Origin of the sequence: Herbidospora mongoliensis (assembly GCF_001570545.1) — a bacterium.
GTDB lineage: Bacteria > Actinomycetota > Actinomycetes > Streptosporangiales > Streptosporangiaceae > Herbidospora > Herbidospora mongoliensis.
Genome location: NZ_BBXD01000010.1, coordinates 24895 through 47238, shown reverse-complemented (window position 1 = coordinate 47238; position 22344 = coordinate 24895). Strand labels below are relative to the sequence as shown.

Annotated in this window: 24 protein-coding genes; 14 read left to right on the top strand and 10 right to left on the bottom strand. The window is 68.8% G+C overall.

Features of this window, described 5'->3' with window-relative positions:
* Window positions 1-148 precede the first annotated feature (148 nt).
* On the top strand, window positions 149-1234 hold the full coding sequence (locus tag AW272_RS09080) for a trypsin-like serine peptidase (protein WP_066362691.1): 1086 nt from the start codon (window positions 149-151) through the stop codon (window positions 1232-1234).
* 106 nt (window positions 1235-1340) lie between these two features.
* A complete protein-coding gene (locus AW272_RS09075) occupies window positions 1341-2483 on the top strand; it encodes a trypsin-like serine peptidase (RefSeq protein ID WP_157518455.1) in 1143 nt (380 codons plus the stop codon).
* A gap of 49 nt (window positions 2484-2532) precedes the next feature.
* On the opposite strand, the gene AW272_RS09070 is transcribed toward AW272_RS09075, so the two are convergent.
* A complete protein-coding gene (locus tag AW272_RS09070) occupies window positions 2533-3708 on the bottom strand; it encodes an NAD(P)-dependent malic enzyme (protein WP_066362690.1) in 1176 nt (391 codons plus the stop codon).
* 267 nt (window positions 3709-3975) lie between these two features.
* On the opposite strand from AW272_RS09070, the gene AW272_RS09065 reads away from it, so the two are divergent.
* The gene (locus AW272_RS09065; RefSeq protein ID WP_066362687.1) at window positions 3976-4521 is read left to right on the top strand and encodes a CGNR zinc finger domain-containing protein; all 546 of its coding nucleotides are present in this window, start codon (window positions 3976-3978) and stop codon (window positions 4519-4521) included.
* Here the strand turns inward: AW272_RS09065 and AW272_RS09060 are convergent.
* Window positions 4476-4790, bottom strand: coding sequence for a S24 family peptidase (locus AW272_RS09060; RefSeq protein WP_066362686.1), 315 nt, complete (start codon window positions 4788-4790; stop codon window positions 4476-4478). The genes AW272_RS09065 and AW272_RS09060 overlap by 46 nt on opposite strands.
* 57 nt (window positions 4791-4847) lie before the next feature.
* On the opposite strand from AW272_RS09060, the gene sodN reads away from it, so the two are divergent.
* The 3 genes from sodN to AW272_RS09045 all read left to right on the top strand — a co-directional run bounded on the left by sodN (window position 4848) and on the right by AW272_RS09045 (window position 6658).
* Complete coding sequence (gene sodN, locus AW272_RS09055) at window positions 4848-5234, top strand: superoxide dismutase, Ni (protein ID WP_066362684.1); 387 nt, start codon at window positions 4848-4850, stop codon at window positions 5232-5234.
* A 207-nt stretch (window positions 5235-5441) separates the two neighbouring features.
* Window positions 5442-5861, top strand: a complete 420-nt coding sequence (locus AW272_RS09050; RefSeq protein WP_066362683.1) for an ATP-binding protein — start codon at window positions 5442-5444, stop codon at window positions 5859-5861.
* A 17-nt stretch (window positions 5862-5878) separates the two neighbouring features.
* The gene (locus AW272_RS09045) at window positions 5879-6658 is read left to right on the top strand and encodes an RNA polymerase sigma factor SigF (protein ID WP_083958152.1); all 780 of its coding nucleotides are present in this window, start codon (window positions 5879-5881) and stop codon (window positions 6656-6658) included.
* A 42-nt stretch (window positions 6659-6700) separates the two neighbouring features.
* Here AW272_RS09045 and AW272_RS09040 read toward each other — a convergent pair whose 3' ends face one another.
* Window positions 6701-7081 carry a hypothetical protein gene (locus AW272_RS09040; RefSeq protein ID WP_169807515.1) on the bottom strand — a complete coding sequence of 127 codons (381 nt, stop codon included), beginning with the start codon at window positions 7079-7081 and terminating at the stop codon, window positions 6701-6703.
* Between the two features lie 35 nt (window positions 7082-7116).
* Between AW272_RS09040 and AW272_RS09035 the strand changes: the two genes are divergently transcribed.
* Together AW272_RS09035 and AW272_RS09030 are read left to right on the top strand one after the other, a co-directional pair.
* Entirely contained in the window at window positions 7117-8070 is a 954-nt protein-coding gene (locus tag AW272_RS09035) for a diacylglycerol/lipid kinase family protein (protein ID WP_066362677.1), read from the top strand.
* 264 nt (window positions 8071-8334) lie between these two features.
* Window positions 8335-8589: a WhiB family transcriptional regulator gene (locus AW272_RS09030; RefSeq protein ID WP_066362676.1), complete on the top strand. Its 255-nt coding sequence runs from the start codon at window positions 8335-8337 to the stop codon at window positions 8587-8589.
* A gap of 53 nt (window positions 8590-8642) precedes the next feature.
* Here AW272_RS09030 and AW272_RS09025 read toward each other — a convergent pair whose 3' ends face one another.
* Window positions 8643-10121: a PAS domain-containing sensor histidine kinase gene (locus tag AW272_RS09025; RefSeq protein WP_066362674.1), complete on the bottom strand. Its 1479-nt coding sequence runs from the start codon at window positions 10119-10121 to the stop codon at window positions 8643-8645.
* Window positions 10122-10255: 134 nt separating this feature from the next.
* Between AW272_RS09025 and AW272_RS09020 the strand changes: the two genes are divergently transcribed.
* The 5 genes from AW272_RS09020 (at window position 10256) to AW272_RS09000 (ending at window position 15562) form a co-directional block, all read left to right on the top strand.
* Window positions 10256-11407: an 8-amino-7-oxononanoate synthase gene (locus AW272_RS09020; protein ID WP_066362668.1), complete on the top strand. Its 1152-nt coding sequence runs from the start codon at window positions 10256-10258 to the stop codon at window positions 11405-11407.
* Window positions 11404-12129: a GntR family transcriptional regulator gene (locus AW272_RS09015; RefSeq protein WP_066362667.1), complete on the top strand. Its 726-nt coding sequence runs from the start codon at window positions 11404-11406 to the stop codon at window positions 12127-12129. Before AW272_RS09020 ends, AW272_RS09015 begins: the two co-directional genes overlap by 4 nt.
* A 10-nt stretch (window positions 12130-12139) precedes the next feature.
* Window positions 12140-12862, top strand: a complete 723-nt coding sequence (gene bioD, locus AW272_RS09010) for a dethiobiotin synthase (protein ID WP_066362666.1) — start codon at window positions 12140-12142, stop codon at window positions 12860-12862.
* Window positions 12859-13851 (top strand): biotin synthase BioB, encoded by a 993-nt coding sequence (gene bioB, locus AW272_RS09005; RefSeq protein ID WP_066362665.1) that lies wholly within the window; start codon window positions 12859-12861, stop codon window positions 13849-13851. Before bioD ends, bioB begins: the two co-directional genes overlap by 4 nt.
* Window positions 13852-13927: 76 nt before the next feature.
* A complete protein-coding gene (locus AW272_RS09000) occupies window positions 13928-15562 on the top strand; it encodes an acetolactate synthase (RefSeq protein ID WP_066362662.1) in 1635 nt (544 codons plus the stop codon).
* A 53-nt stretch (window positions 15563-15615) separates the two neighbouring features.
* On the opposite strand, the gene AW272_RS43725 is transcribed toward AW272_RS09000, so the two are convergent.
* Window positions 15616-17253, bottom strand: coding sequence for a serine/threonine protein kinase (locus tag AW272_RS43725; protein WP_066362660.1), 1638 nt, complete (start codon window positions 17251-17253; stop codon window positions 15616-15618).
* A gap of 139 nt (window positions 17254-17392) precedes the next feature.
* Window positions 17393-17617: a biotin synthase auxiliary protein BsaP gene (gene bsaP, locus AW272_RS46295; RefSeq protein WP_066362659.1), complete on the bottom strand. Its 225-nt coding sequence runs from the start codon at window positions 17615-17617 to the stop codon at window positions 17393-17395.
* A 6-nt stretch (window positions 17618-17623) separates the two neighbouring features.
* Between bsaP and AW272_RS08985 the strand changes: the two genes are divergently transcribed.
* Window positions 17624-18007: a thioesterase family protein gene (locus tag AW272_RS08985; protein ID WP_066362657.1), complete on the top strand. Its 384-nt coding sequence runs from the start codon at window positions 17624-17626 to the stop codon at window positions 18005-18007.
* Window position 18008: 1 nt separating this feature from the next.
* Here the strand turns inward: AW272_RS08985 and AW272_RS08980 are convergent, their stop codons facing one another.
* The 4 genes from AW272_RS08980 to AW272_RS08965 all read right to left on the bottom strand — a co-directional run bounded on the left by AW272_RS08980 (window position 18009) and on the right by AW272_RS08965 (window position 22286).
* Window positions 18009-18218 carry a biotin/lipoyl-binding carrier protein gene (locus AW272_RS08980; protein WP_218010831.1) on the bottom strand — a complete coding sequence of 70 codons (210 nt, stop codon included), beginning with the start codon at window positions 18216-18218 and terminating at the stop codon, window positions 18009-18011.
* A gap of 33 nt (window positions 18219-18251) precedes the next feature.
* Window positions 18252-19583 (bottom strand): acetyl-CoA carboxylase biotin carboxylase subunit, encoded by a 1332-nt coding sequence (locus tag AW272_RS08975; protein WP_066362653.1) that lies wholly within the window; start codon window positions 19581-19583, stop codon window positions 18252-18254.
* Window positions 19584-19671: 88 nt separating this feature from the next.
* Window positions 19672-20937: an HD-GYP domain-containing protein gene (locus AW272_RS08970; protein WP_066362651.1), complete on the bottom strand. Its 1266-nt coding sequence runs from the start codon at window positions 20935-20937 to the stop codon at window positions 19672-19674.
* Entirely contained in the window at window positions 20934-22286 is a 1353-nt protein-coding gene (locus AW272_RS08965) for an HD-GYP domain-containing protein (RefSeq protein WP_066362648.1), read from the bottom strand. Before AW272_RS08965 ends, AW272_RS08970 begins: the two co-directional genes overlap by 4 nt.
* Window positions 22287-22344: the final 58 nt, after the last annotated feature.

The window sequence follows — 22344 nt, the reverse complement described above, 5'->3', positions numbered from 1 at the left end:
AAAGAAAGCCCGGCATCCAGCTGGGCTTTTTCTCTTTTTATGCACGCTTTAGAGGAACTGCCGGAGTGATGTAAGTTTCTGGCTATCCCCTTTCTGGCGCATGGGACGCAAGAGGCGTCTCACGTCAAATGCAAGGAGCGAACCCCCTGTGAAGCGCATCCTCCTTCCCGTCGGCGTGGCCGGCCTCATGGCCGCCTCGTTAGCGGTCCCCGCGCACGCGGCCCCCAAGGCCGGCACGTCGGCCAAGCTGGCCACGCCCGCCGCCGCCGCCGACGCCCTGGAGTTCTGGACCGCCGACGGCGGCAAGAACCTCAAGGCCGCCGCCCCCTACGGCCTGGAGCACGCCAAGGTCCCCAAGCACGTCTCCACCGGGGGTCCCGCCGCCGACGGCAAGCCCGGTGTGGTGCCCGCCATCGGTGACGAGGCCAAGCCGACGACGACGTCCAAGAACGTCAACCTGCCCAAGAGCGCCGGCCGCGTGTTCTTCGTGCTGGGCGACGCCCTCTACTCCTGCTCGGCGTCGTCGATCCAGTCGGCGTACAAGAACCTGGTGGCGACCGCCGGGCACTGCGCGTACGACCTCGAGAGCAACGCCAGCGTGGTCGGCAAGTGGGTCTTCATCCCCGGCTACTACCAGGGCAAGGCCCCGTGGGGTGTGTACGTCGGCAAGACCGCCTACACCCACTACGACTTCAGCGTGTACGAGGACGTCGACCGCGACTACGCGTTCGTGACCGTCTACAACGGCATCACGCGGGCCGACGGCAAGTGGAAGGACGTCGGCCGCCTGGGCGACAACGTCGGCGGCCTCGGCTTCGCCTACAACCAGAAGGTGGGCCAGAACGTCTTCGTGTTCGGCTACCCGACGGCGGCCCACCCCGACGGCGACTACGCCTACACCGGCGGAACCCTGAAGTGGTGCTACGGCAAGCCGGTCTACCCCGTGGTCGAGAAGAGCGTGAAGGCCGAGGAGCACCTGGCCCTCAAGTGCTCGCTGACCGGCGGCGCCTCCGGCGGCCCGTGGATCATCAAGTACAGCAGCGCCGCCCGCAAGGGTTACCTCAACGGCGTGACCAGCCTCGGCGGCGACACCGACGCCAACAACCGCAGCGACCTGATCACCTCGCCCTACTTCGACGGCGAGACCTACTCGGTCTACAAGGCCGCGGCCCCGCTGTGGTCGGGCTCGATCGTCAAGAAGGACGGCTCGCTCGGGCTCACCGAAGTGAAGTAATGACACTGTGACTTAGGTCACATTCCCTCTCCTCCCGTTTGTTTCCGGCCTGACGGTTAGTCACCTGGAAGATCCAATCCGCAACGGGAGGAAAGGGAGGGTCAACGTGGACACTCGAGCACGCCTGAGTCTCGTGACCGCCGGCATCGCCGGATCCGCCGTACTGGTGGCATTACCTGCGAACGCCGCCTCACCCGCCGACGGACCCACGGTCTCCGTGGCGGACGCCGACAACATCGCGGGCTTCTGGTTCCGCAGCAACAACAAGGCGCTGAAGGCGGCCACCCAGTGGGGCCCCGACGCCGAGACGGTCGCCAAGGTGGCCAAGCTGTCCTCGAAGGGCGGCCCTTCGGCCGACGGCAAGGCCGGCACGGTCTCCCCGACCGGGCCTGGCGGTCAGGCCGGCACCTCGAAGAACATCAACATCCCCAAGACGCTGGGCAAGGTCTTCTTCCGTAAGAACGGCAAGACCCACTGGTGCTCGGCGAGCTCCATCCAGGCGAAGTACAAGAACCTGGTGGCCACCGCCGGACACTGCGTCTTCGACACCGACGACAACGACCACATGCTCGACCAGTGGATCTTCGTGCCCGGCTATTACCAGGGCAAATCCCCTTGGGGCGTGTACGTCGCCAAGCAGGGCTTCACTCACTACGACTTCGACGTCTACGAGGACTACGACCGCGACTACGCCTTCGTCACGGTCTACAACGGCGTCAAGTTCAACGCGACCAAGGCGGTCTCGGAGAAGCAGTACAAGGCCCACGACGGCCTGAGGTGGCGCGACAAGGGCAAGTGGTGGATCCTCACGATCACCGACGCCGGTCGCCTCGGCGACAACGTCGGCGGCCAGGGCCTGGCCTACAACCAGAAGGTCGGCGCCGGCGCCGTCTACGCCTTCGGCTACCCGGCGGCCCGCCACCCCGACGGCAACAAGGCCTTCACCGGAGTCACCCCCAAGTGGTGCTACGGCAAGCCCAACCGTGAGGTCACGGACGCGTCGCTCAAGATCGAGGAGCAGATCGCGATCACCTGCTCGATGACGCCGGGCGCCGACGGCGGCCCGTGGCTGCTGAAGTACAGCAACGCCCGCCGCCTCGGCTACGTCAACGGCGTGACCAGCGCCTTCGCCGACAGCAACGGCAACGAGCGCATCGACAAGATCACCTCGCCTTACTTCGACGGCGAGACGTACGACGTCTACAAGGCCGCGGCCAGTAATTGGTCCGGCAGCATCGTCAAGAAGTAACACCTTCTTATAAGGGTCCGGCCTCTGGGGGAGGCCGGACCCTTTCGCGTTATCTGCGGGCCACGCCGTCCTTGCGGGCCTGGTCGGCGACCGCGCGGGTGACGTCGGGGGCGACCCGGGCGTCGAACGGCGAGGGGATGATGTAGTCGGCCCGCACGTCGTCGCCCACGACCCCGGCCAGGGCCTCGGCCGCGGCGATCTTCATGTTCTCGGTGATCGTGGTGGCCCGCACGTCCAGAGCCCCCCGGAACACCCCGGGGAAGGCCAGCACGTTGTTGATCTGGTTGGGGAAGTCGGACCGCCCGGTCGCCACCACGGCGGCGTGCTTGGCCGCGACCTCCGGGTGGACCTCGGGCGTCGGGTTCGAGAGGGCGAACACGATGGCGTCCTGCGCCATCGAGGCGATGGCCCGCTCGGAGATCGTCGCGCCCGACAGCCCGATGAACACGTCGGCCCCGGCCAGCGCCGTCTCGGTCGAGCCGGTCAGCCCGGCCTTGTTGGTCTCCCGGGCCAGCGCGTCCTTGTACGGGTTCATCCCCGCCCGGCCCTCGAAGATCAGGCCCTTGCTGTCGGAGACCGCGATGTCACCGATGCCGGCGTTCACCAGCATGCGGGTGACCGCGACCCCGGACGCTCCGGCCCCGGCCACCACGACCCGGAGCTCGCCCAGCGGGCGGCCGATCAGCCGGGCGGCGTTGGTCAGCGCGGCGGTGGCGACGATCGCGGTGCCGTGCTGGTCGTCGTGGAAGACGGGGATGCTCAGCCGCTTCCGCAGCTGCGCCTCGATCTCGAAGCAGCGGGGAGCGCTGATGTCCTCGAGGTTGATGCCGCCGAAGGACGGCGCCATCCGCACCACGGTCTCGACGATCTCGTCGACGCCGGTGCAGTCGAGACAGATCGGCACGGAGTCGACCCCGCCGAACTCCTTGAAGAGCAGCGACTTGCCCTCCATGACGGGCATCGCCCCGGCCGGGCCGATGTCGCCCAGGCCCAGGACGGCGGTGCCGTCGGTGACCACGGCCACCACGTTGGAGACCCAGGTGTATTCGTTGACGAGTTCGGGGGCGTCGGCGATGGCCGAGCAGACGCGGGCCACCCCCGGCGTGTAGGCGAGAGCGAGATCATCGGCGTTACGGACCGGAATGGTGGCTCGAACCTCAAGCTTTCCGCCGCGGTGCAGCGCGAAGGCCGGATCGAGGTCGAGGGCTTCGAGGGAAGCAGTCATGACGAAGACCCCTGAGTCTGGTGACGGACACAACACAGACCGTTACAGCACGAGGCCCGGGCGTTGGTGAACGCCGGGAACCGTCGTCGTTGACGGTCGTCTCGGGAGCGGGGGTCACCCGTCGCCCTAGTGTGCCACACGCGGAAACGGCCTCTCACGATCAGTTACGCCACAGCCGTTTCGCCTTTATCGCACCGTCAATCTCTTTGGAACTTTCCGTGCCTGTGTAATACTCAATGTCCAGAGTCACCTATTACAGGGTTCCCCGTGGACTTGACCTCATATGCCGAACTGGCCGTCCTTCTCGTCAACCGCCGGGACGACCTGAAGACCCTCGACGGGCTCCGCGGCCTCCTGGTCGAGACGGGCCGCACCGAGGCGGCGGGCCGGGTGACCCGGCGCGACCTCGACCACGTGATCGAACTGCGCGACGAACTCACCGAGGTGTTCGAGTCGGCCGCGGAAGGCAACCAGGACGACGTGGTCCAGCGTCTGAACGGGCTGCTGGTGCGCCATCCCGTACACCCCCAGATCGCCGGGCACGACGGCCAGCCCTGGCACATGCACCTGACCGAGGGCGGCCGGGTCGGCGACACCGTGGCGGTCGGCTCGGTGATGGGCCTGGCCGGTGTGGTCACCGGCCTCGGGGCCGACCGGCTGGGCATCTGCCAGGCGGCGCCCTGCCGCAACGCCTATCTCGACACCTCGTCGAACAAGTCGCGGCGTTACTGCTCCGAGCGCTGCGCCAGCCGCGCCAACGTGGCCGCCTACCGGGCCAGGAAACGCGTCCCGAAGGCGAGCCAGGGCCAGTAACGGCCGACCACCTTCCCGATGATCCGCTCGGGCGGGATAGCGCCGAAATCCCACGAGTCCTTACGGCCGGGCGCGCGCTGATTGTCGCTCTCCAGCCACCAGCCCTCGTCGGTCCACCGGAACACCCTTTTGACGATGATGTTTCCGGGTATGCGAGCGATCACGACGTCTCCAGGACGGATCTCGGCCCCACGGCGGACCACTAGGCAGTCGCCGGGCCGCAGGACCGGAAGCATGGAATCCCCGGACACCCGGACGCTGGTGAACATGATCCACCTCGGAGCAGTAATGTCGGAACCGCAGCCACTCTGACGAAAGGAAACCCGATGCTTGCCAAGCTCGTGGCATCGGCCCATTGTGACCTGCCGTGCGGCGTCTATGACCCCGCCCAGGCGCGTATCGAGGCCGAATCGGTCAAGGCGATCATGCAGAAGTACGCCGACAACGACGACCCGGTGTTCCGCTCGCGAGCCGTCTCGATCAAGGAGGAGCGGGCCGAGCTCGTCAAGCACCACCTCTGGGTTCTCTGGACCGACTACTTCAAGCCCCCGCACCTGGAGGCCCACCCGCAGCTCCACCAGCTCTTCTGGGACGCCACCAAGCTGGCCGGCGCCGCCGGAGCCAAGGGCACCGTCGACGTCGCCAAGGCCGACGACCTCCTGAGCAAGATCGACGAGATCGCCAAGATCTTCTGGGAGACGAAGGCCGCGTAGCCTTCCGCACCCGGACCCCGCACGCATATCTGAGACAGGTTCGCGAACACGAGCCACGGCCGGCCTTCGGTCGTCCACGTCTCACTTTCCGTGCGGGGTCCGCGCATTTCCGGCATCGGCGCGTCCAAGCCGAGCAATCATGGTCGAGTGGCGGTAGGTTGCAAACATGCGGCCCCGCTAGATGTGGCCGGCTGGGCAAGGAGGATCGTGACCGACGCAACTGATGTCACAGGGGATCTGGCTGGGATCCGAGACGCCGTGAGCGTCCGGCTGCCCGCGGCCAGCGCCTATCTGTCCGTGCTGCGGACCGCGACAGCAGGTCTGGCGGCACGGCTCGACTTCACCATCGACGAGATGGAAGATCTGCGGATCGCCGTCGACGAGGCGTGCGCGATGTTGCTGCGCCACGCCGTCCCCGGCACCGACCTGATCGCGGAGTTCGAGCTGACCGGGCACGAGATGTCGATCCGGGTCGAGGTCACCACCGTCGGGATCGCCGAGCCCAAACGCGATGACTTCGCCTGGATGGTGCTCACCGCGCTCGCCGACGACGTCGACGCCGTGTCCTCCCCTGATCACATGGCGATCGTGCTGCGCAAGCAGCGAGGCGCGGCGAGGCCGGCGTGACGGAAAGGACCCGTTCCATGGCCACCAGCGACTCCGGAGTACCGGATCGGGTGAGAGCCCGCGCCCTCTTCGGAGAGCTCGCTGAGATGCCGGCCGACGACCCGCGCCGCCCGCGCATCCGCGACGAACTCGTGGAACTGCACCTGCCGCTGGTCGAATACCTCGCCCGCCGGTTCCGCAACCGCGGCGAGTGGCTCGACGACCTGACCCAGGTGGCGACGATCGGCCTGATCAAGTCGATCGACCGGTTCGACCTGGGCCGCGGCGTGGAGTTCTCGACCTACGCGACCCCGACCATCGTCGGGGAGATCAAGCGCCACTTCCGCGACAAGGGCTGGGCGGTCCGGGTGCCGCGCCGCCTGCAGGAGCTGAAGCTGTCGCTGACCAAGGCGATCAGCGAACTCTCCCAGCGTGAGGGCCGCGCGCCCACGGTGGCCGAACTGGCCACCCACCTCCAGATGACCGAGGAAGAGGTGCTGGAGGGCCTCGAGTCGGCCAACGCCTACTCGACGGTCTCGCTCGACGCGCCCGACTCGGGTGACGACGACGCGCCGGCGGTCTCCGACTCGCTCGGCATCGTCGACGAGTCGCTGGAGGGCGTCGAATACCGCGAGTCGCTGAAGCCGCTGCTGGAGCGGCTGCCCCCGCGGGAGAAGCGCATCCTGCTCCTGCGGTTCTTCGGCAACATGACCCAGTCGCAGATCGCCACCGAACTGGGCATCTCGCAGATGCACGTGTCCCGCCTGCTGGCCCGCACTCTCGCGCAACTGCGCGAGGGCCTCACCGCGGAAGACTGAAGCGTCAATCGGCCGGTGTCTGACGACACCGGCCGATCGCGTTCAGACGTCGCTCATGAGCGCCTGCGTCGAGGGCGGCGCGAGCAGAGTGACGAGAATCACTCCGGCGCCGACGATCAGCGGCAACCCCCACCCGAGCTGCCCGGCCTGCATCAGGGTGATCGCCACGGGCACGGCGAAGATCTGGGTGACCACGGCGGGTCCCCGGCTCCAGCGCATCAGCTGCACGATGCCCCAGGCCACCCAGAGCAGCCCCGCGCCCACTGCCAGGCCGAATACGGCCAGCACGAGGGAGCTCATCACATCGCCGGCCGCGCCGAGCAGGGTTTCGTAGACGACCCAGCCACCGAGCGCGAGGGCGGTCAGTCCTTCGAGCGCGACGACGGCCGCCGCGACGACGATGGTGAACGGACGGTTCGACACAGTTGGTGAGACTACCCGTCGCATAACCTTCAAGCATGCGGGCACTTCTGCTGGTCAACCCCAAGGCGACCTCGACCAACCTGCGCACGCGCGACGTCCTGATCCGGGCGCTCGGAGCGGCGGTCGAGCTGGAGGTCGCCGAGACCGGATATCGGGGGCACGCGTCGGTGCTGGCCGCCCACGCGAAGGAGAAGGGCTTCGACGCGGTGGCGGTCCTCGGCGGTGACGGGACGGTCAACGAGGTCGCCAACGGCCTGATGGCGGCCGAAGACCGAGCCAAGATGATCATCATACCGGGTGGCAGCGCCAACGTGCTGGCGCGGGCGCTGGGGCTGCCCAACGACCCGATCGAGGCCACCGGCGCGGTGCTGGAGGCGCTGCGTGAGGGCCGTTCCCGGACGATCAGCCTGGGGCTGGCCGAATGGGATGTTATGGATTCCGGCACCGGGGCAGGGGTCGAGTCTCGCTACTTCACATTCTGTGCCGACCTGGGCTGGGACGCCGAGGTCATCAGAGCCGTCGAAGGTCTGCGCAGCGCCGGATACCGTGCTTCGCCGACGCTGTACATGCAGACGGCCCTGCGGCACTACCTCATGACCGACCGGCGGCACCCGTCGATGACGCTCAGCAGGCCCGGACAGGCCGACGAGGCGGGGATCTTCTTCGCGATCGTCTCCAACACGGCGCCGTGGACCTTCGTCGGGACCCGTCCCGTCAACCCCACACCGTGGGCCGGGTTCGACACCGGCCTCGATGTGCTGGCGATGACGAAACTGCGACTTCCCGCGGTGGTGAGCCTGCTCCAGCAGATCGTCGGGGAGCCGCAGGGGTTGCCACGAGGTAAACACCTGGTTCAAGCACATGACGAGAGTGTTTTCACCCTCGAGTCGATCCGCCCCATCGCGCTTCAGCTTGACGGCGACTACCTGGGAGAACGGGAAAGGGTCACATTTCGCTCTATCCCGGACGCGTTACAAGTTCTGGTCTAGCCAGTTACAAGCGGTCATAGTGTGACGCATCCGACAGCTAGGACCCGCAAAACCTTCCCCCAAACCTCTTGTGTGCTGTAGGAGTGGCTGAAAAGCTGAACGCGACGTCGGAACGTAGGACCTTTACGAGAGCCACAGCTCACACCGGCGATCAATCGCGAATCCCGCCCCGACATTTTTCGGGTGGCTGTTCGCATCAGTTAGTGAATCTGTTCACAAAGGTGCAGGAGCCGCCCAGGCTCCACTTACGAAGGAGTGGAACGCATGGACTGGCGCCACCGCGCTGCCTGCCGTGACGTGGACCCCGAGCTGTTCTTCCCGATCGGCAACTCCGGGCCCGCGCTGATGCAGATCGAAGAGGCCAAGCAGGTCTGCCGTCAGTGCACGGTCAGCGAACTGTGCCTGAAGTGGGCACTGGAGTCGGCTCAGGACGCCGGCGTCTGGGGCGGCCTCGATGAGGACGAACGCCGCGCTGTCAAGCGCCGCACCGCCCGGGCCCGCGCCCGTGCCAACGTCTGAATTCATACAACCGAATTACAGCGCGCCCGCATTGCGCATTTGTTGCGCGTGCGTCAAATCCGGTGAATGTCGTTGGTGGGAACGTTCACCGGAATGCTGAGGACGACTTCCGTCCCGCCGCCTTCTCGCGGCGCGATGTTGAGACGCCCGGAAAGCTCCCCCACAACGAGGGTCCGCACGATCTGCAGACCCAGATTGCTGTTCGTCTCGAGGTCGAACCCGGGCGGCAGCCCCTGCCCCTGGTCGGCGACCACCAGTTCGAGCATGTCCGGCAGACGTTCGACCCGGACCTCCACGCTCCCCGGCAGGTCTTCCAGCCCGTGCTGCACGGCGTTCTGCAGCAATTCGGTCAGCACCATCGCGATCGGCGTCGCCACGGCGGCGGGCAGCACCCCGAACGTCCCCTCCCGGTGCACCGCGACCTGAGCCACCGACACCTCGGCCGTCATCTGGATCACCCGGTCGGCGATCTCGTCGAAGGTGACCAGCTCCTCGGGCATCTGCGCCAGCGTCTCGTGCACGATCGCGATCGAGCCGACCCTTCTGACCGCCTCGTCGAGCGCCGCCCGCCCTTCGGGCACCCGCAGCCGACGCGACTGGAGCCGTAGCAGCGCCGCGACGGTCTGCAGATTGTTCTTGACCCGGTGGTGGATCTCCCGGATCGTGGCGTCCTTCGTCAGCAGCTCGCGCTCCCGCCGCCGCAGCTCGGTCACGTCACGGACCAGCACCAGCGCCCCGATCCGCCCCCCGGAGATGATGAGCGGGATCGCCCGGAGCTGCACGACCGTGCCGCCGCGCTCGACCTCGGTCTCGCGGGGCACCTTGCCGCTGGCGACCAGCATCAGGTCTTCGTTGATGGGCTCGTCGCGGTAGCAGAGGTCGGCCGTGGTCTTGCCGAGTTCGGAGCCGACCAGATCGGCGTGCAGCCCGAGGCGGCGATAGGCGCTCAGGGCGTTCGGCGACGCGTAGGTCACCCGACCGGCCCGGTCGAGCCGCAACAGCCCGTCACCGACCCTCGGGGACCTGACCAGCATCGGCTCGGCGTCGGGGAAGGGGAACCGCCCCTCGGCGACCATCTGCGCCAGGTCGGAGGCGCTCTGGAGGTAGGTCAGTTCCAGCCGCGAGGGGGTGCGGGCGGAGGAGAGGTTCGTCGAGCGCTGGATGACCCCGATCAGCGGACCGTCGAGGGCGCGCCGGACCGGGATCGTCTCCTCGCGGACCGGCACCCCGGTCGACCAGTCGGGATCGCCCTCCCGGCAGATGCGCCGCTCCTGCCAGGCCGTCTCGATCAGCGGCCGCTCGCCCCGCCCGACGAACGACCCGACGACGTCGTCGTGGTAGACCGTCGGACCGGTCGTCGGCCGCATCTGGGCGACCGCGATCCAGCCTTCTTCGGCGGGAATCCACAGGATGAGGTCGGCGAAGGACAGGTCGGCGAGCAACTGCCAGTCGGAGACCAGCGAATGCACCCATTCGAGGTCAGCCGAGGACAGATCGGTGTGCTTGGCCACCAGGTCGCTGAGAGTTGGCACCTAGGCATCATGCGTGGTGAGCCGGGCCGAACGCCAATCGGAGCACCGGACCGAGCGGGCCGCAGTGTTCGACTCGGTGTCCACGCCCTGAGCCCGAACACCCTTCACGACTCAGTACCTGGCATCATCTCTCCATGCATGGGCCGATCGACCGACTTCGCCAGGCCGCCGACCTGCGTGCCGCCGCCGGGCTGACCCGGGTGCTGCGGCCGCGCGGGCCCGACTTCGACGGGCACCTCGACCTGGCTTCCAACGACTACCTGGGGCTCTGCCGTGATCCACGGCTGACCGAGGCCGCCGTGGCCGCGACCCGCGAGTGGGGCACCGGCTCGACCGGGTCCCGGCTGGTCACCGGCAGCACCCGGCTCCACGCCGAACTGGAGGAACGCCTCGCCGCCTTCACCCAGGCACCCAGGGCGCTGGTGTTCTCCTCCGGCTATCTCGCCAACCTGGCCGCCGTCGCCACGCTCGGCAGGGGTGGGCTCATCGTCTCGGACGCGGGCAACCACGCCTCGATCGTCGACGCGTGCCGGCTCGCGCGGGCGCGGGTGGTGGTGACGCCTCACGGCGACGTCGCCGCCGTCGAGGAGGCGCTGGCGACGCGCGAGGAGGAGAACGCTCTGGTGGTCACCGACGCCGTGTTCTCCGTCGACGGCGACCTCGCGCCGCTCGGGGCGCTCTCCGAGGTGGCCGTACGGAATGGAGCGCTCCTGGTCGTAGACGAGGCCCACGCGCTCGGTGTCGTCGGGGAATACGGCCGTGGGGCGGTTCACAATGCCGGACTTGCGGGGAATGCTCACATTGTGAGAACTGTCACGTTGTCGAAGTCACTCGGTTCCCAGGGCGGGGCCGTGCTGGGCGTGCCGGAGGTGATCGACACCCTCGTCGACACCGGCCGGGCGTTCATCTTCGACACCGGTCTCGCCCCCGCGAGCGCCGGAGCGGCCCTGGCCGCGCTGAACATCCTGGAAAAGGAGCCCGACCTGCCGGAACGTGCCCGTGAGATCGCGTTGCGACTGGCCGCCACCGCTCGTGGGCTCGGGCTCGAGACCTCCGAGCCGGCCGCCGCGGTGGTGCCGGTGGTGCTCGGCGACCCTCACCGGGCGCTGGCCGCCGCCGCGACCTGCGCGGACCACGGTGTGAAGGTCGGCTGTTTCAGACCCCCTTCGGTTCCCGACGGGCGGTCTTGCCTAAGGTTGACCGCTCGGGCCAATCTGGGGTCCGCAGATCTCGCGGTGATCGGGCGCGCGCTCGCAGCCGTGGCCGGAACGAAGGTGACCGCGTGACCGAAGACACTCCCCGGGTACCGAAATACTACGACGTCAAACGTAGCCTGCTCGAGCTCACCAAGAGCCTGCCCGCCGGGAGTGCACTGCCCCCCGAGCGTACCCTCGCGGTGCGCTTCGAGACCTCGCGCACGACGGTACGCCAGGCGCTGACCGAACTCGTCGTCGAAGGCCGCCTGATCCGCATCCAGGGCAAGGGCACCTTCGTCGCCCAGCCCAAGGTCGCCCAGGTGCTCCAGCTCACCTCTTATGTGCAGGACCTGCGTACCGTCGGCCTCGAACCCGACACCAAGATCCTCGACATCTCCTACATCACCGCCGACGAGGCGCTCGGGCGGCGGCTGGCCATCAACCCCGGCGGCCGGGTGCTGCGCATCCACCGCCTGCGGCTGGCCAACGGCGAGCCGATGTCGATCGACACCACCCATCTCTCGGCGCGGCGGTTCCCACGGCTGCGGCGGGAGATGGAGGGCCACTCCTCCCTGTACGAGACGCTCCACAACGCCTACAGCGTCCGGCTCACCGATGCCGAGGAGATCATCGAGACGATCCTGGCCACGCCCTACGACTCGCAGGTCCTCGGCGTGGACATCGGGCTGCCGATGCTGATGCTGACCCGGCACGCCTTCGACGCCGACGGCAACCCGGTCGAGTGGGCCCAGTCCCTCTACCGGGGCGACCGCTACAAGTTCGTCACCCGTCTGCGCCGTCCGACTCCGTAATCTTGGCCGGATGAGCGTTCTCGTGGTGACCGGCACCGACACCGGTGTCGGAAAGACCGTGGTCACGGCCGCCGTGACGGCATTGGCGATCGAGCGGGGCGGCCCGGTCGCAGTGGTCAAACCAGCCCAGACCGGGGTGCGGAAGGACGAGCCGGGTGACCTCGACGAGGTGATCCGGCTCTCCGGCGCGACGAACACCTTCGAGTTCGCCCGCTACCCCGACCCGCTGAGCCCCGCCGCCGCGGCCCGGGTGTCCGGCCTTGACACGCTCGACCTCACGGAGGCGGCGGCGAGGATCACCGAACTCGCCGAATCCCACCGGCTGGTCGTGGTCGAGGGCGCGGGTGGTCTTCTCGTACGTTTCGACGAAGAAGGCGGCACCCTCGCCGACCTGGCCCACGCGGTGAAGGCCCAGGTGCTGGTCGTGGCACGGGCCGGCCTGGGCACCCTGAACCACACGGCGCTGACGCTGGAGGCCATGGCCAACCACGGGCTCGACCTGGCCGGGGTAGTCATCGGGTCGTGGCCGGCGGAGCCCGACCTGGCCGAACGCTGCAACGTCGGCGACCTGGAGATGCTGGCGGCCAGACCGCTGGCGGGAGCCGTACCGGAAAATGCGGGGTCTTTGCCGCGAGAGGCGTTCGCCAAGATCGCGCGGGCTTCTCTAGGGGCCCCTTTGGGCGGCGCGTTCGACCCGTCGGCTTTTCGATCGGCCCTTAGGATTTCACAATGACCATCCTGGAGATCGCCAGAACGCAGGTGCTCGACGAGGGCAGGGGTTTGACCCGGGAGCAGGCGCTCGAATGCCTGAACCTTCCCGACGAGAGCCTTCCCGACCTCCTCGCCCTCGCCCACGAGGTGCGGATGAAATGGTGCGGCCCTGAGGTCGAGGTCGAGGGGATCATCTCCCTCAAGACCGGCGGCTGCCCGGAGGACTGCCACTTCTGCTCGCAGTCGGGACAGTTCACCTCCCCGGTCCGCTCGATCTGGCTGGACATCGACGAGCTGGTGAAGGCCGCCGTCGAGACCGCCCAGACCGGCGCGACCGAGTTCTGCATCGTGGCGGCCGTGCGCGGGCCCGACAAGCGCCTGATGGACCAGGTGCGCGAAGGCGTCAAGGCCATCAAGGAGGCCGTCGACATCAACGTGGCCTGCTCACTCGGCATGCTCACCCAGGCCCAGGTCGACGAGCTGGCCGAGATGGGGGTGCACCGCTACAACCACAACCTGGAGACCTGTCAGTCCCACTTCCAGCACGTGGTCACCACCCACACGTGGGAGGAGCGCTGGGACACCTGCCTGATGGTCCGCGAAGCCGGCATGGAGCTGTGCTGCGGCGGCATCATCGGCATGGGCGAGACGGTCGAGCAGCGCGCCGAGTTCGCCGCGCAGCTCGGTGAGCTCCAGCCCGACGAGGTCCCGCTCAACTTCCTCAATCCCCGTCCCGGCACCCCCTTCGCCGAATACCCGATCATCGAGGGCTCCGAGGCCCTGAAGACAATCGCGACCTTCCGCCTCGCACTACCGCGAACCATCCTCCGGTACGCCGGCGGACGTGAATTGACCCTTGGCGACCTGGGCACCCGTGAGGGCATGATGGGTGGCATCAACGCGATCATCGTGGGCAACTACCTGACCACCCTGGGCCGCTCCCCCGCCGACGATCTGGCTCTGCTGACCGACCTGAAGATGCCGATCAAGGCCCTGTCCCAGACGCTTTAGACGAGGAAGGTTCGTTCGCCCGCGGCCAGGGCAGCTCGTAGTTCCCACTAGTTAACCGACTGGTAGGTTTTCACGAATGAGCAAGCACGCGGGCGACGTCGCTGTCGGCGTCTCCAAGGCATACGGCGTCGAGACGATGTTCACCCTGTCCGGTGGCCACGTCTTCCCCCTCTACGACGGCGCGGTCCACGAAGACATGCGCATCCTCGACGTACGCCATGAGCAGAGCGCCGTCTTCGCCGCGGAGGCGACGGCGCGGCTCACCCGCAAACCGGGCCTGGCGGTGCTCACGGCCGGGCCCGGCATCACCAACGGGGTGTCGGGCGTGGCGACCGCCCACTTCAACGGCAGTCCGGTCGTGATCCTCGGCGGCCGGGCCCCGCAGTCACGCTGGGGTTCTGGCGCGCTCCAGGAGATGGACCACCCGCCGCTGTTCGACTCGATCACCAAGCTCGCGTTCACCGGTTCTGGCGCCGACTCGATCGGCCAGGACGTCGAGATGGCCTTCCGCACCGCGCTCGCCCCCCACCGGGGCCCGGTGTTCCTCGACTTCTACATGGACCACCTGTTCGCGCCCTCCCCCTCGGCCGAGACCGAGACGCTCGCGCCGTCCCCGCTGGAGCCCGACACCGACCATCTGGCCGCCATCGCCGCGTTGATCGCCGAGGCGGAGCGTCCGATGCTGGTGATCGGCTCCGACGTGTGGATGGACCGCGCGGAAGAGGCCGCCCGCGACTTCGCCGAGGAGTTCCGCCTGCCGGTGGTGCCCAACGGCCAGGGCCGGGGCATCCTGCCGTCGGGCCACGAACTGCTGGTCACCCGGGCGCGCGGCCTGGCGTTCTCACAGGCCGACCTGGTCATCGTGGCCGGCACCCCGCTCGACTTCCGGCTCAACTACGGCTGGTTCGGCGGCAAGGACGGAGCGCCGCTGGCCCGGGTCGTCCACCTGGCCGACGCCGCCTCCCAGCTCGCCACCCACACCGGCCTCGCCGGTTCGGCCGCCGGTGACCTGTCGCTGCTGTTCTGGGGTCTGGCCGCCGCGTGCCGCACCGCGAGCGTCAAGCCGCGCGCCGACTGGACGACCAAGCTGGCCGAAGCCACGGCGGCGGCCATCATCGGAGACGCCGAGCTGCTGTCCGCCGACAGCGACCCGATCCACCCGATGCGCATCTACGGCGAGCTCAACCGGCAGCTGGCCGACGACGCCGTAGTCATCGGCGACGGCGGCGACTTCGTCTCCTACGCCGGCAAATACGTCGAACCCAGGCGCCCCGGCAACTGGCTCGACCCCGGCCCCTACGGCTGCCTGGGCACCGGTCTCGGCTACTCGATCGCCGCGCGGCTGGCCCGCCCGTCGTCCCAGGTCGTGCTGCTGCTCGGCGACGGCGCCGCCGGCTTCTCGCTGATGGACGTCGACACGCTCGTCCGCCACAACCTGCCCGTCGTCATGATCTGCGGCAACAACGGCATGTGGGGCCTGGAGAAACACCCCATGCAGATGTTGTACGGCTATGACGTCGCCGCCGACCTCCAGCCCCAGTGCCGCTACGACCAGGTCGTCACCGCGCTCGGCGGAGGCGGCGAACTCGTCACCAAGCCCAGCGAGATCGGCCCGGCGCTGAAGCGGGCGTTCGACTCGGGCGTGCCCTACATGGTGAACATCGCCACCGACCCCGAGATCGCCTACCCGCGCAACACGACGGGCGTCTGAAGCCGGCAGACGAAGGGGGCGACGGCACTGATAAGCCGTCGCCGCCATCTCGCCTAGCCCGTGGTCCCGCCCGACGACGCCGCGGAGGGCGACGGAGAGGGCGACGGAGAAGCCGCCGGACAGGGCACCCGCTTCACATACACGGTCACCGTCGACCCGACCGGCGCCTGCACCGAAGCCTTCGGGTCCTGCCGGAAGACCTCCGAACAGCCCAGGCCGGTGTCACCGGTGATCTGGAAGTTCCCCGCGAACCCGGCCTGGAGCAGCGACGCCTCGGCCGCCTGGGCGGACTTCTTCCAGAGCTGCGGCACCGCCTTCGTCTCCTTGGTCGGAGAGGGCGACGGCTTCACCGGCGGCTTCGACGGCTTCGGGGTGGGGGTCGGCGTCGGCGACGGCTCCTCCGAGGGCTCCTCGGACGGCTCCTCGCTCACCTCCGGCTTGGAGATGGTCGGCGTCGGCCTAGGCTTCCTCGTCGTTTTGGTCGGGCTCGGAGTGGGGGTCGTCACTTCCGCGACGTTCGACGTGTGTCCTCTGGGCGGCGTCTGGGCTTCGCCGCTGTCGTTCAGCATGTTCACGCCCGCCCAGCCGACGCCGACCGATGCGAACACTCCCGCCACGATGGCGACGATCGTCAGACCGCGCTTGCTGTTGTTCCGCTTGCGCCGTCCACCCGGGCCGGCGGCCGCGGTCTCGGGCGTGGCCGCGGTCGTGCGGTAGCTGCCGGTGGCCGGAAAGTTGCCCGTCGCCGGGTAGGCGCCGGTGGCCGCGTAGGCCCCCGTAGCTGGGGGCTCATACCAGTCGCCCGTCTTCGGGAACACGCCGGAAGCGGGCTGGGCCGGGTTGGGCTGGGTCAGGGAGGCGTTCGGGTTGGCGGCCTGGCGGGCCGCCTGGCTCATCGCCATCGCGGACGGCCATCGGTCGGCCGCCGACTTGGACAGCGCGCGTTCCACCACGTGGCGGATGTGCGGCGGGATGTCGGCCGGCAGCGGCGGCGGCTGCTCGCGGATGTGCTTGAGCGCGATCGTGACCGGGGTGTCGCCGTCGAACGGGCGGCGGCCGGCCAGGCACTCGTAGGCGACCACGCCGAGCGCGTAGATGTCGACCGCCGGGGTCACCGGCTCGCCCTCGGCCTGTTCGGGCGCGCAGTAGGCGGCGGTGCCGAGCACCATGCCCGCGTCGGTCAGCCGGCTCGCCGCGTCGGAGCGCGCGATGCCGAAGTCGGTGAGCACGAGCGTGCCGTCGACCTGCACCAGCAGGTTGCCCGGCTTCACGTCACGGTGGACGATGCCCCGGTCGTGGACGGCCTGGATCGCCGCCGCGGCCTGCCCGATGAGCTCCATCACGGCTTCGGGCCGGATCCGGCCTATCCGCTGGAGCAACCCGTCGAGCGGCTCACCGTCGACGAACTTCATCACCAGGTAGGCGGTCGGCCCGTCGCCGGGGACGTCGGTGACGCCGTAGTCGTAGACGTCGACCACACCAGGGTGGTTGATGAGGGCCATGGCCCGCGCCTCACCCTGGAAGCGCGCCCCGAACCCGGGGTCGTCGAGGCGGCCCGGAAGCAGCACCTTGACAGCGACCGTACGCGCGAGGACGGTGTCTTCCCCGCGCCACACCTCGCCCATACCGCCAGCGCCGATGCGCTGGTCCAATCGGTAGCGCCCGGCCAGCGTCGTCCCTTGGGCAACCATGCCCCCGGATACCCCCTATGTCACTGACCACTGTCGTGCCGGAAGTCTAGCGGTCACCGGCACAATCGGCCGGTAAGCCCAGATCTCCCAGGAATCACTCACCATAACGGTCAGAACAGAGGTTTGGTTCAGCCGACGTTCAGGCTGCGGTGAGCCCGTGCTGTGAGCAGCGGGCCGACCAGCCGGTGGGGGTCACCTGGACCGTCATGCGGCGGCGGCACTTGGCGCAGTAGCGCGGCGGCTCCATCGCGCGAGCGCCCTGACAGGACCCGTGGTCGCCGTCATCCGAAAGGCCCCCGCAGTGGTCGCAGTAAAGGTCCACGTCTTGCCTTCCGATTGATTGCGATGGTCGAACTACTAGCATCCCACCATGGCGCTGACACCCGGACTGCGGGCCAACCGATCGATCATGGTGGAGAAGAGTGACACCGCTGAGGTGCTCGGCAGCGGCGACCTGCCCGTGCTGGGCACGCCGAGGCTACTGGCGTTCGCCGAAGGGCTCACCTGCGAGGCGATCGGCGGTCAGCTGACGCCGGAGCAGACCTCGGTCGGGGTGCGGGTCGAGCTGCGGCATCTGGCCGCCAGCGGGCTGGGCGCCCACGTCGAGGTCTCGGCCGAACTGGTCGAGGTCGAGGGGCGCCGCCTGGTCTTCTCCTTCACCGCGGCCCACCTCGACGGCTCGGTCGTCGCCACCGGCGTGATCGAGCGGGTCGTGGTCGACCGCGAGAAGTTCCTGTCGCGCGCTACTCGCTGAACTATCCGATGACGGCGATCAGGTCGCCCTCCTGGACGACGTCGCCCTCGGCGACCTTGAGCTGAACCACGCCGTCGTCTTCCGCGATGACCGGGATCTCCATCTTCATGGACTCCAAGATGACCAGGGTGTCTCCCTCGGACACCGTCTCACCTTCGGCGACGACGACCTTCCAGACGTTCGCCACCATCTCCGCGCGTATCTCAGCCACCACTGTCTCCCATCAAGCCTCAGTCGTTCCCGATCACGATCTCATGCGGGACACCAGGCCGGTGTCATAGTCGCCGCTGACGAACTCGGGGTGGTCGAGGAGTTCGGCGCAGAACGGCAGGTTGTGCTTCGGCCCGGTGATCGCGAATCCCGCCACCGCGGCCCTGGCGCGCTCGACCGCTTCGGCGCGGGTGGCGCCGTAGACGCAGAGCTTGGCCATCAGCGGGTCGTAGAAGGGGGTGACCGTGTTGCCGGCCTCGTAGCCCGAGTCGACGCGGACACCCTCGCCGGACGGCTCCACCCACACGGTGATGTGGCCGGGGCCGGGCAGGAAGCGCTTGGGGTCTTCGGCGTACACCCGGAACTCGATGGCGTGGCCGCGCGGGACGGCGTCGATCTCGACGTCTTCCCCGGCGGCGATGCGGAGCTGGGCGGCGACCAGGTCGACGCCGGTGACGAGCTCGGTGACCGGGTGTTCGACCTGGAGGCGGGTGTTCATCTCCAGGAACACGAAGTCCTGGGCGTCGGCGTCGACGAGGCACTCGACGGTGCCGGCGCCCCGGTAGTTGACCGCCGCGCCCGCGCGGGCCGCCGCCGCGAGCATGCGGTCGCGCAGCTCGGGGGTGATGCCCGGGGACGGCGACTCCTCGACGACCTTCTGGTGGCGGCGCTGCACCGAGCAGTCGCGCTCGCCGAGGGCCAGCACCCGGCCGTCGTTGAGGCCGAGGATCTGCACCTCGACGTGGCGGGCGCGCTCGATGTAGCGCTCGAGGAGGATCGCGGCCGTGCCGCCGAAACGGGCGGCCGCGCGGGTGGCCTGGTCGAAGGCCTTGGCGAGGCCGTCTTCCGCATGGGCGACGCCCATGCCGATGCCACCGCCGCCACCGGCGGTCTTCACCATGACCGGGTAGCCGATCTTCGCGGCGGCCTTGGTGGCCTCCTCGATCGTGGTGACGGGTTCCCGGGTGCCTGCGGCGACCGGCACACCGGCGGCCTCCATCAGGTTCCGGGCGTTGATCTTGTCGCCCATCTGGACGATGGCCTCGGGCGAGGGCCCGATCCACGTCAGCCCGGCGGCCACGACGGCGCGGGCGAACTCGGCGTTCTCGGAGAAGAAGCCGTAGCCGGGGTGGATCGCCTCGGCGCCGGTGGCGCGGGCGGCCGCCAGGACCTGGGCCTGGTCGAGGTAACTGTGCGCCGGGTTGGCCGGGCCGATGTTCACCGACTCACTGGCTTCACGGACGAAGGGCAGGTCGGCATCGGCCTCGGAGTGGACGGCGATCGATCTGATCCCCATCTCATTGAGGGTCCGGATGATCCTGCGGGCGATTTCGCCGCGATTGGCGACCAAGACTGACTCGAACACGCAGCCAACCCTACGACCCGGATCGTCCCTGGCCGTGCACCCATGAGCACTGATCGTCACGGCTCAAACTGTAGGAAGCCCACAATTGTCAGAGCCGATTGACCGGAACGAGACGGTCGATGACGGTCGCCATCGCCTCGACCACATCGGGGTCGTATTGGGCCCCTCCGTCCAGCCGCAGCCGTTCGAGTGCGGCGGCCGCGCGGTCGCGGTTGGTGGAACCGCTGACCAGGTCGTCGTAGGCGTTGGCGGCCCGGATGATGCGGCTGGCCAGCGGCGGGCGCTCGTCGAGGGGGTCGCACTGGCGGCGCACGATGTCGGCGACCTGGTTCAGCACCCCGGTCTTGCGGATGACCTCGGCGCCGAGTTCGGCGATCCGGCGGGCCTGCCCGGGGTCGGTCAGCACGGTCGCACCGCCGGGGATCGGGTCGGTGAGGCTGAGTTGTCCGATGTCGTGCATGAGGGCGGCGTACTCGAGTTCGAGGAGCTCGGGCTCGGCCATGCCGAGGTCGCGGCCGATGGCCACGGCCAGGCGGCTGACCCGGCGCGAGTGGCCGGGTTCGACGTAGCCGCCGACCTCGGTGACCCGGGCGAGCGCGCGGATCGTCTGCAGGTACGTCGCCCGGATGCCGGCGTATTTGCGGAAGGCCACCTGGGTGACGAGCAGCGGCGCGGCGAAGGCCAGCAGGGCGGTCAGCTCCATGCTGTGCAGGGCGAGCGCGAGCAGGATGCCGCTGGCCGACACGGCGGCGCTGAGCGGCGCGGCCATCCGCGCCTCGTCGCGTACGGCGACGGAGAAGGCGGTGCGGACCTGCTCGGCCCGCAGCAGGCCGGCCACCACGACGTCGACGGCAAGGGCCAACCCGATGAGCACCACCATCACCAGCAGCGCGACCCACCAGGCGCCACCCGGCGACGGGCGCAAAACGTCGGCGAACGGCCGGAAGGCGAACGCCAGCAGCGACGCGCAGATGAGCCTCCGGGCCAGCGCGTCGAGCCGGGGCGCCCGGCCGACGGCCAGGTGCGGCAGCCCGCCGGCGATCATGCCGACGGCCGTGACCGCGACGACCTGCAGCGCGGAGTGGGTCGCGGGCACCCCGCCCACGTAGAGCAGCAGCGCGTAGCCGAACGCGGCGGCGGTGCTGATCGGGGCGACCTCGCGGTTGCCCGGCATGGTCAGCCGGGCCAGCTCGCCGCACGCGATCAGCGCGCCGAACCCGATCGCCACGTGGGGGGCGACCAGTTCGACGGCGGCGGTGTGGGAGATGCCGGCCACCGCGAGCATGCCCCCGGCGCAGATCAGCAGGAGTTGCCCCGAATCGAGGCCCTGCATGCCCCGGGACTCGCTCGTCATCGGTCGGACACCACCTGGATCGGCGTGGTCGGGTCGTCGTGGTCTTTGGCGGCCTTCACGACCGGCATGCCGCTGGGCGCGGGCACGCTCGCGGGCGGGTTCCATCCGTCGCGGTCAAGCGCCCGGATGAACGCCCCCACCATGATCGGGTCGAACTGGGTGCCCGACCATTTGCGCAGCTCGGCCACCGCCTCTTCCTGCGGCTTGGCCTTGCGGTAGGACCGGTCGGAGGTCATCGAGTCGAACGCGTCGGCGACGCAGATGATGCGGGCGAACTCGGGGATCTCGGACCCGGCCAGGCCCATCGGATAGCCCCGGCCGTCGTATCGCTCGTGGTGGTGCATGATCCCGGCGAACGCCTCGTCGAGGAAGCCGATGCCGCGCACGATCTCCAGGCCCCGCATCGGGTGGAGCTGGATCGCGGCGTACTCCTCTTCGGTGAGGTCGCCGTCCTTCTGCAGCACCTTCGTCGGCACACCCAGCTTGCCCACGTCGTGGAGCATCCCGGCGTAGCGGATGGCGTGGAGACGCTCGGTGCCCATGCCGATCTCCTCGGCGATCATCGACGAGGCGGCCGAGACGCGGGTGCAGTGGCCCCGGGTGTACCAGTCCTTGGTCTCCACGGCCTGGCACAGGGCGGCGATGGTGGCCTCGTAGGAGCGCTGCTGCGCGTGGTACTGCCCCAGCGCCCAGCGGGCGACGAACAGCGGCAGCAGCACCAAAACGGCCGAGATCGACTGGATCGTGGCCCACAGCCCGGCGATGAGGAGGCCGAAGGTGGCGTAGCCGAAGTAGGAGAGCAGGAACTGCGCCACGTCGGGTACCGGGACCTGCCGTTTGCCCACGCCCTCGGCCAGCGCCAGGATCAGCGCGGTGAACACGAAGTTGAGCACCACGAACACGAAGGTCGCGGCGCCGTAGGGCAGGATGATCTCCGGGAAGTCGGTGCGCCGGGGCAGCCCGGGAATCCCGTTGGCCAGGGTGAAGACCCACCCGGCGGTGTAGCCGCAGATGACGAACTGGGCCCCGTTGAACAGGCGTTTGACGGTGGGGAGCCCAGGTCGTACGGAAAAGACGGCTGTCGCCGTGACGACGGCGGCGCCTTCGGGGCCGACCAGCACCACCGCGGCGAGCGCGGCGGAGAACGAGACCGACATCGCCGCCTGGCGCACGCTCAGCTGGGTCGGGACCGACTCGCAGACGAGGAAGAGCAGGGCGAGGACAAGCGTCGAGCTCCAGTCGAGCGTCTCATATGCCTGCCCGCTGTGGACGAGCAGGACTCCGGCCGCCCCTATGCACAGGGCGAAGTAGATCTTCGCCGGCCACGGCAGTTCGCGCAAAGCGGCCATCCCTCAAAGAAGGCGCGTCTGTCAACATGCGCCGCCTCCACATTGATGTGCGCCATCA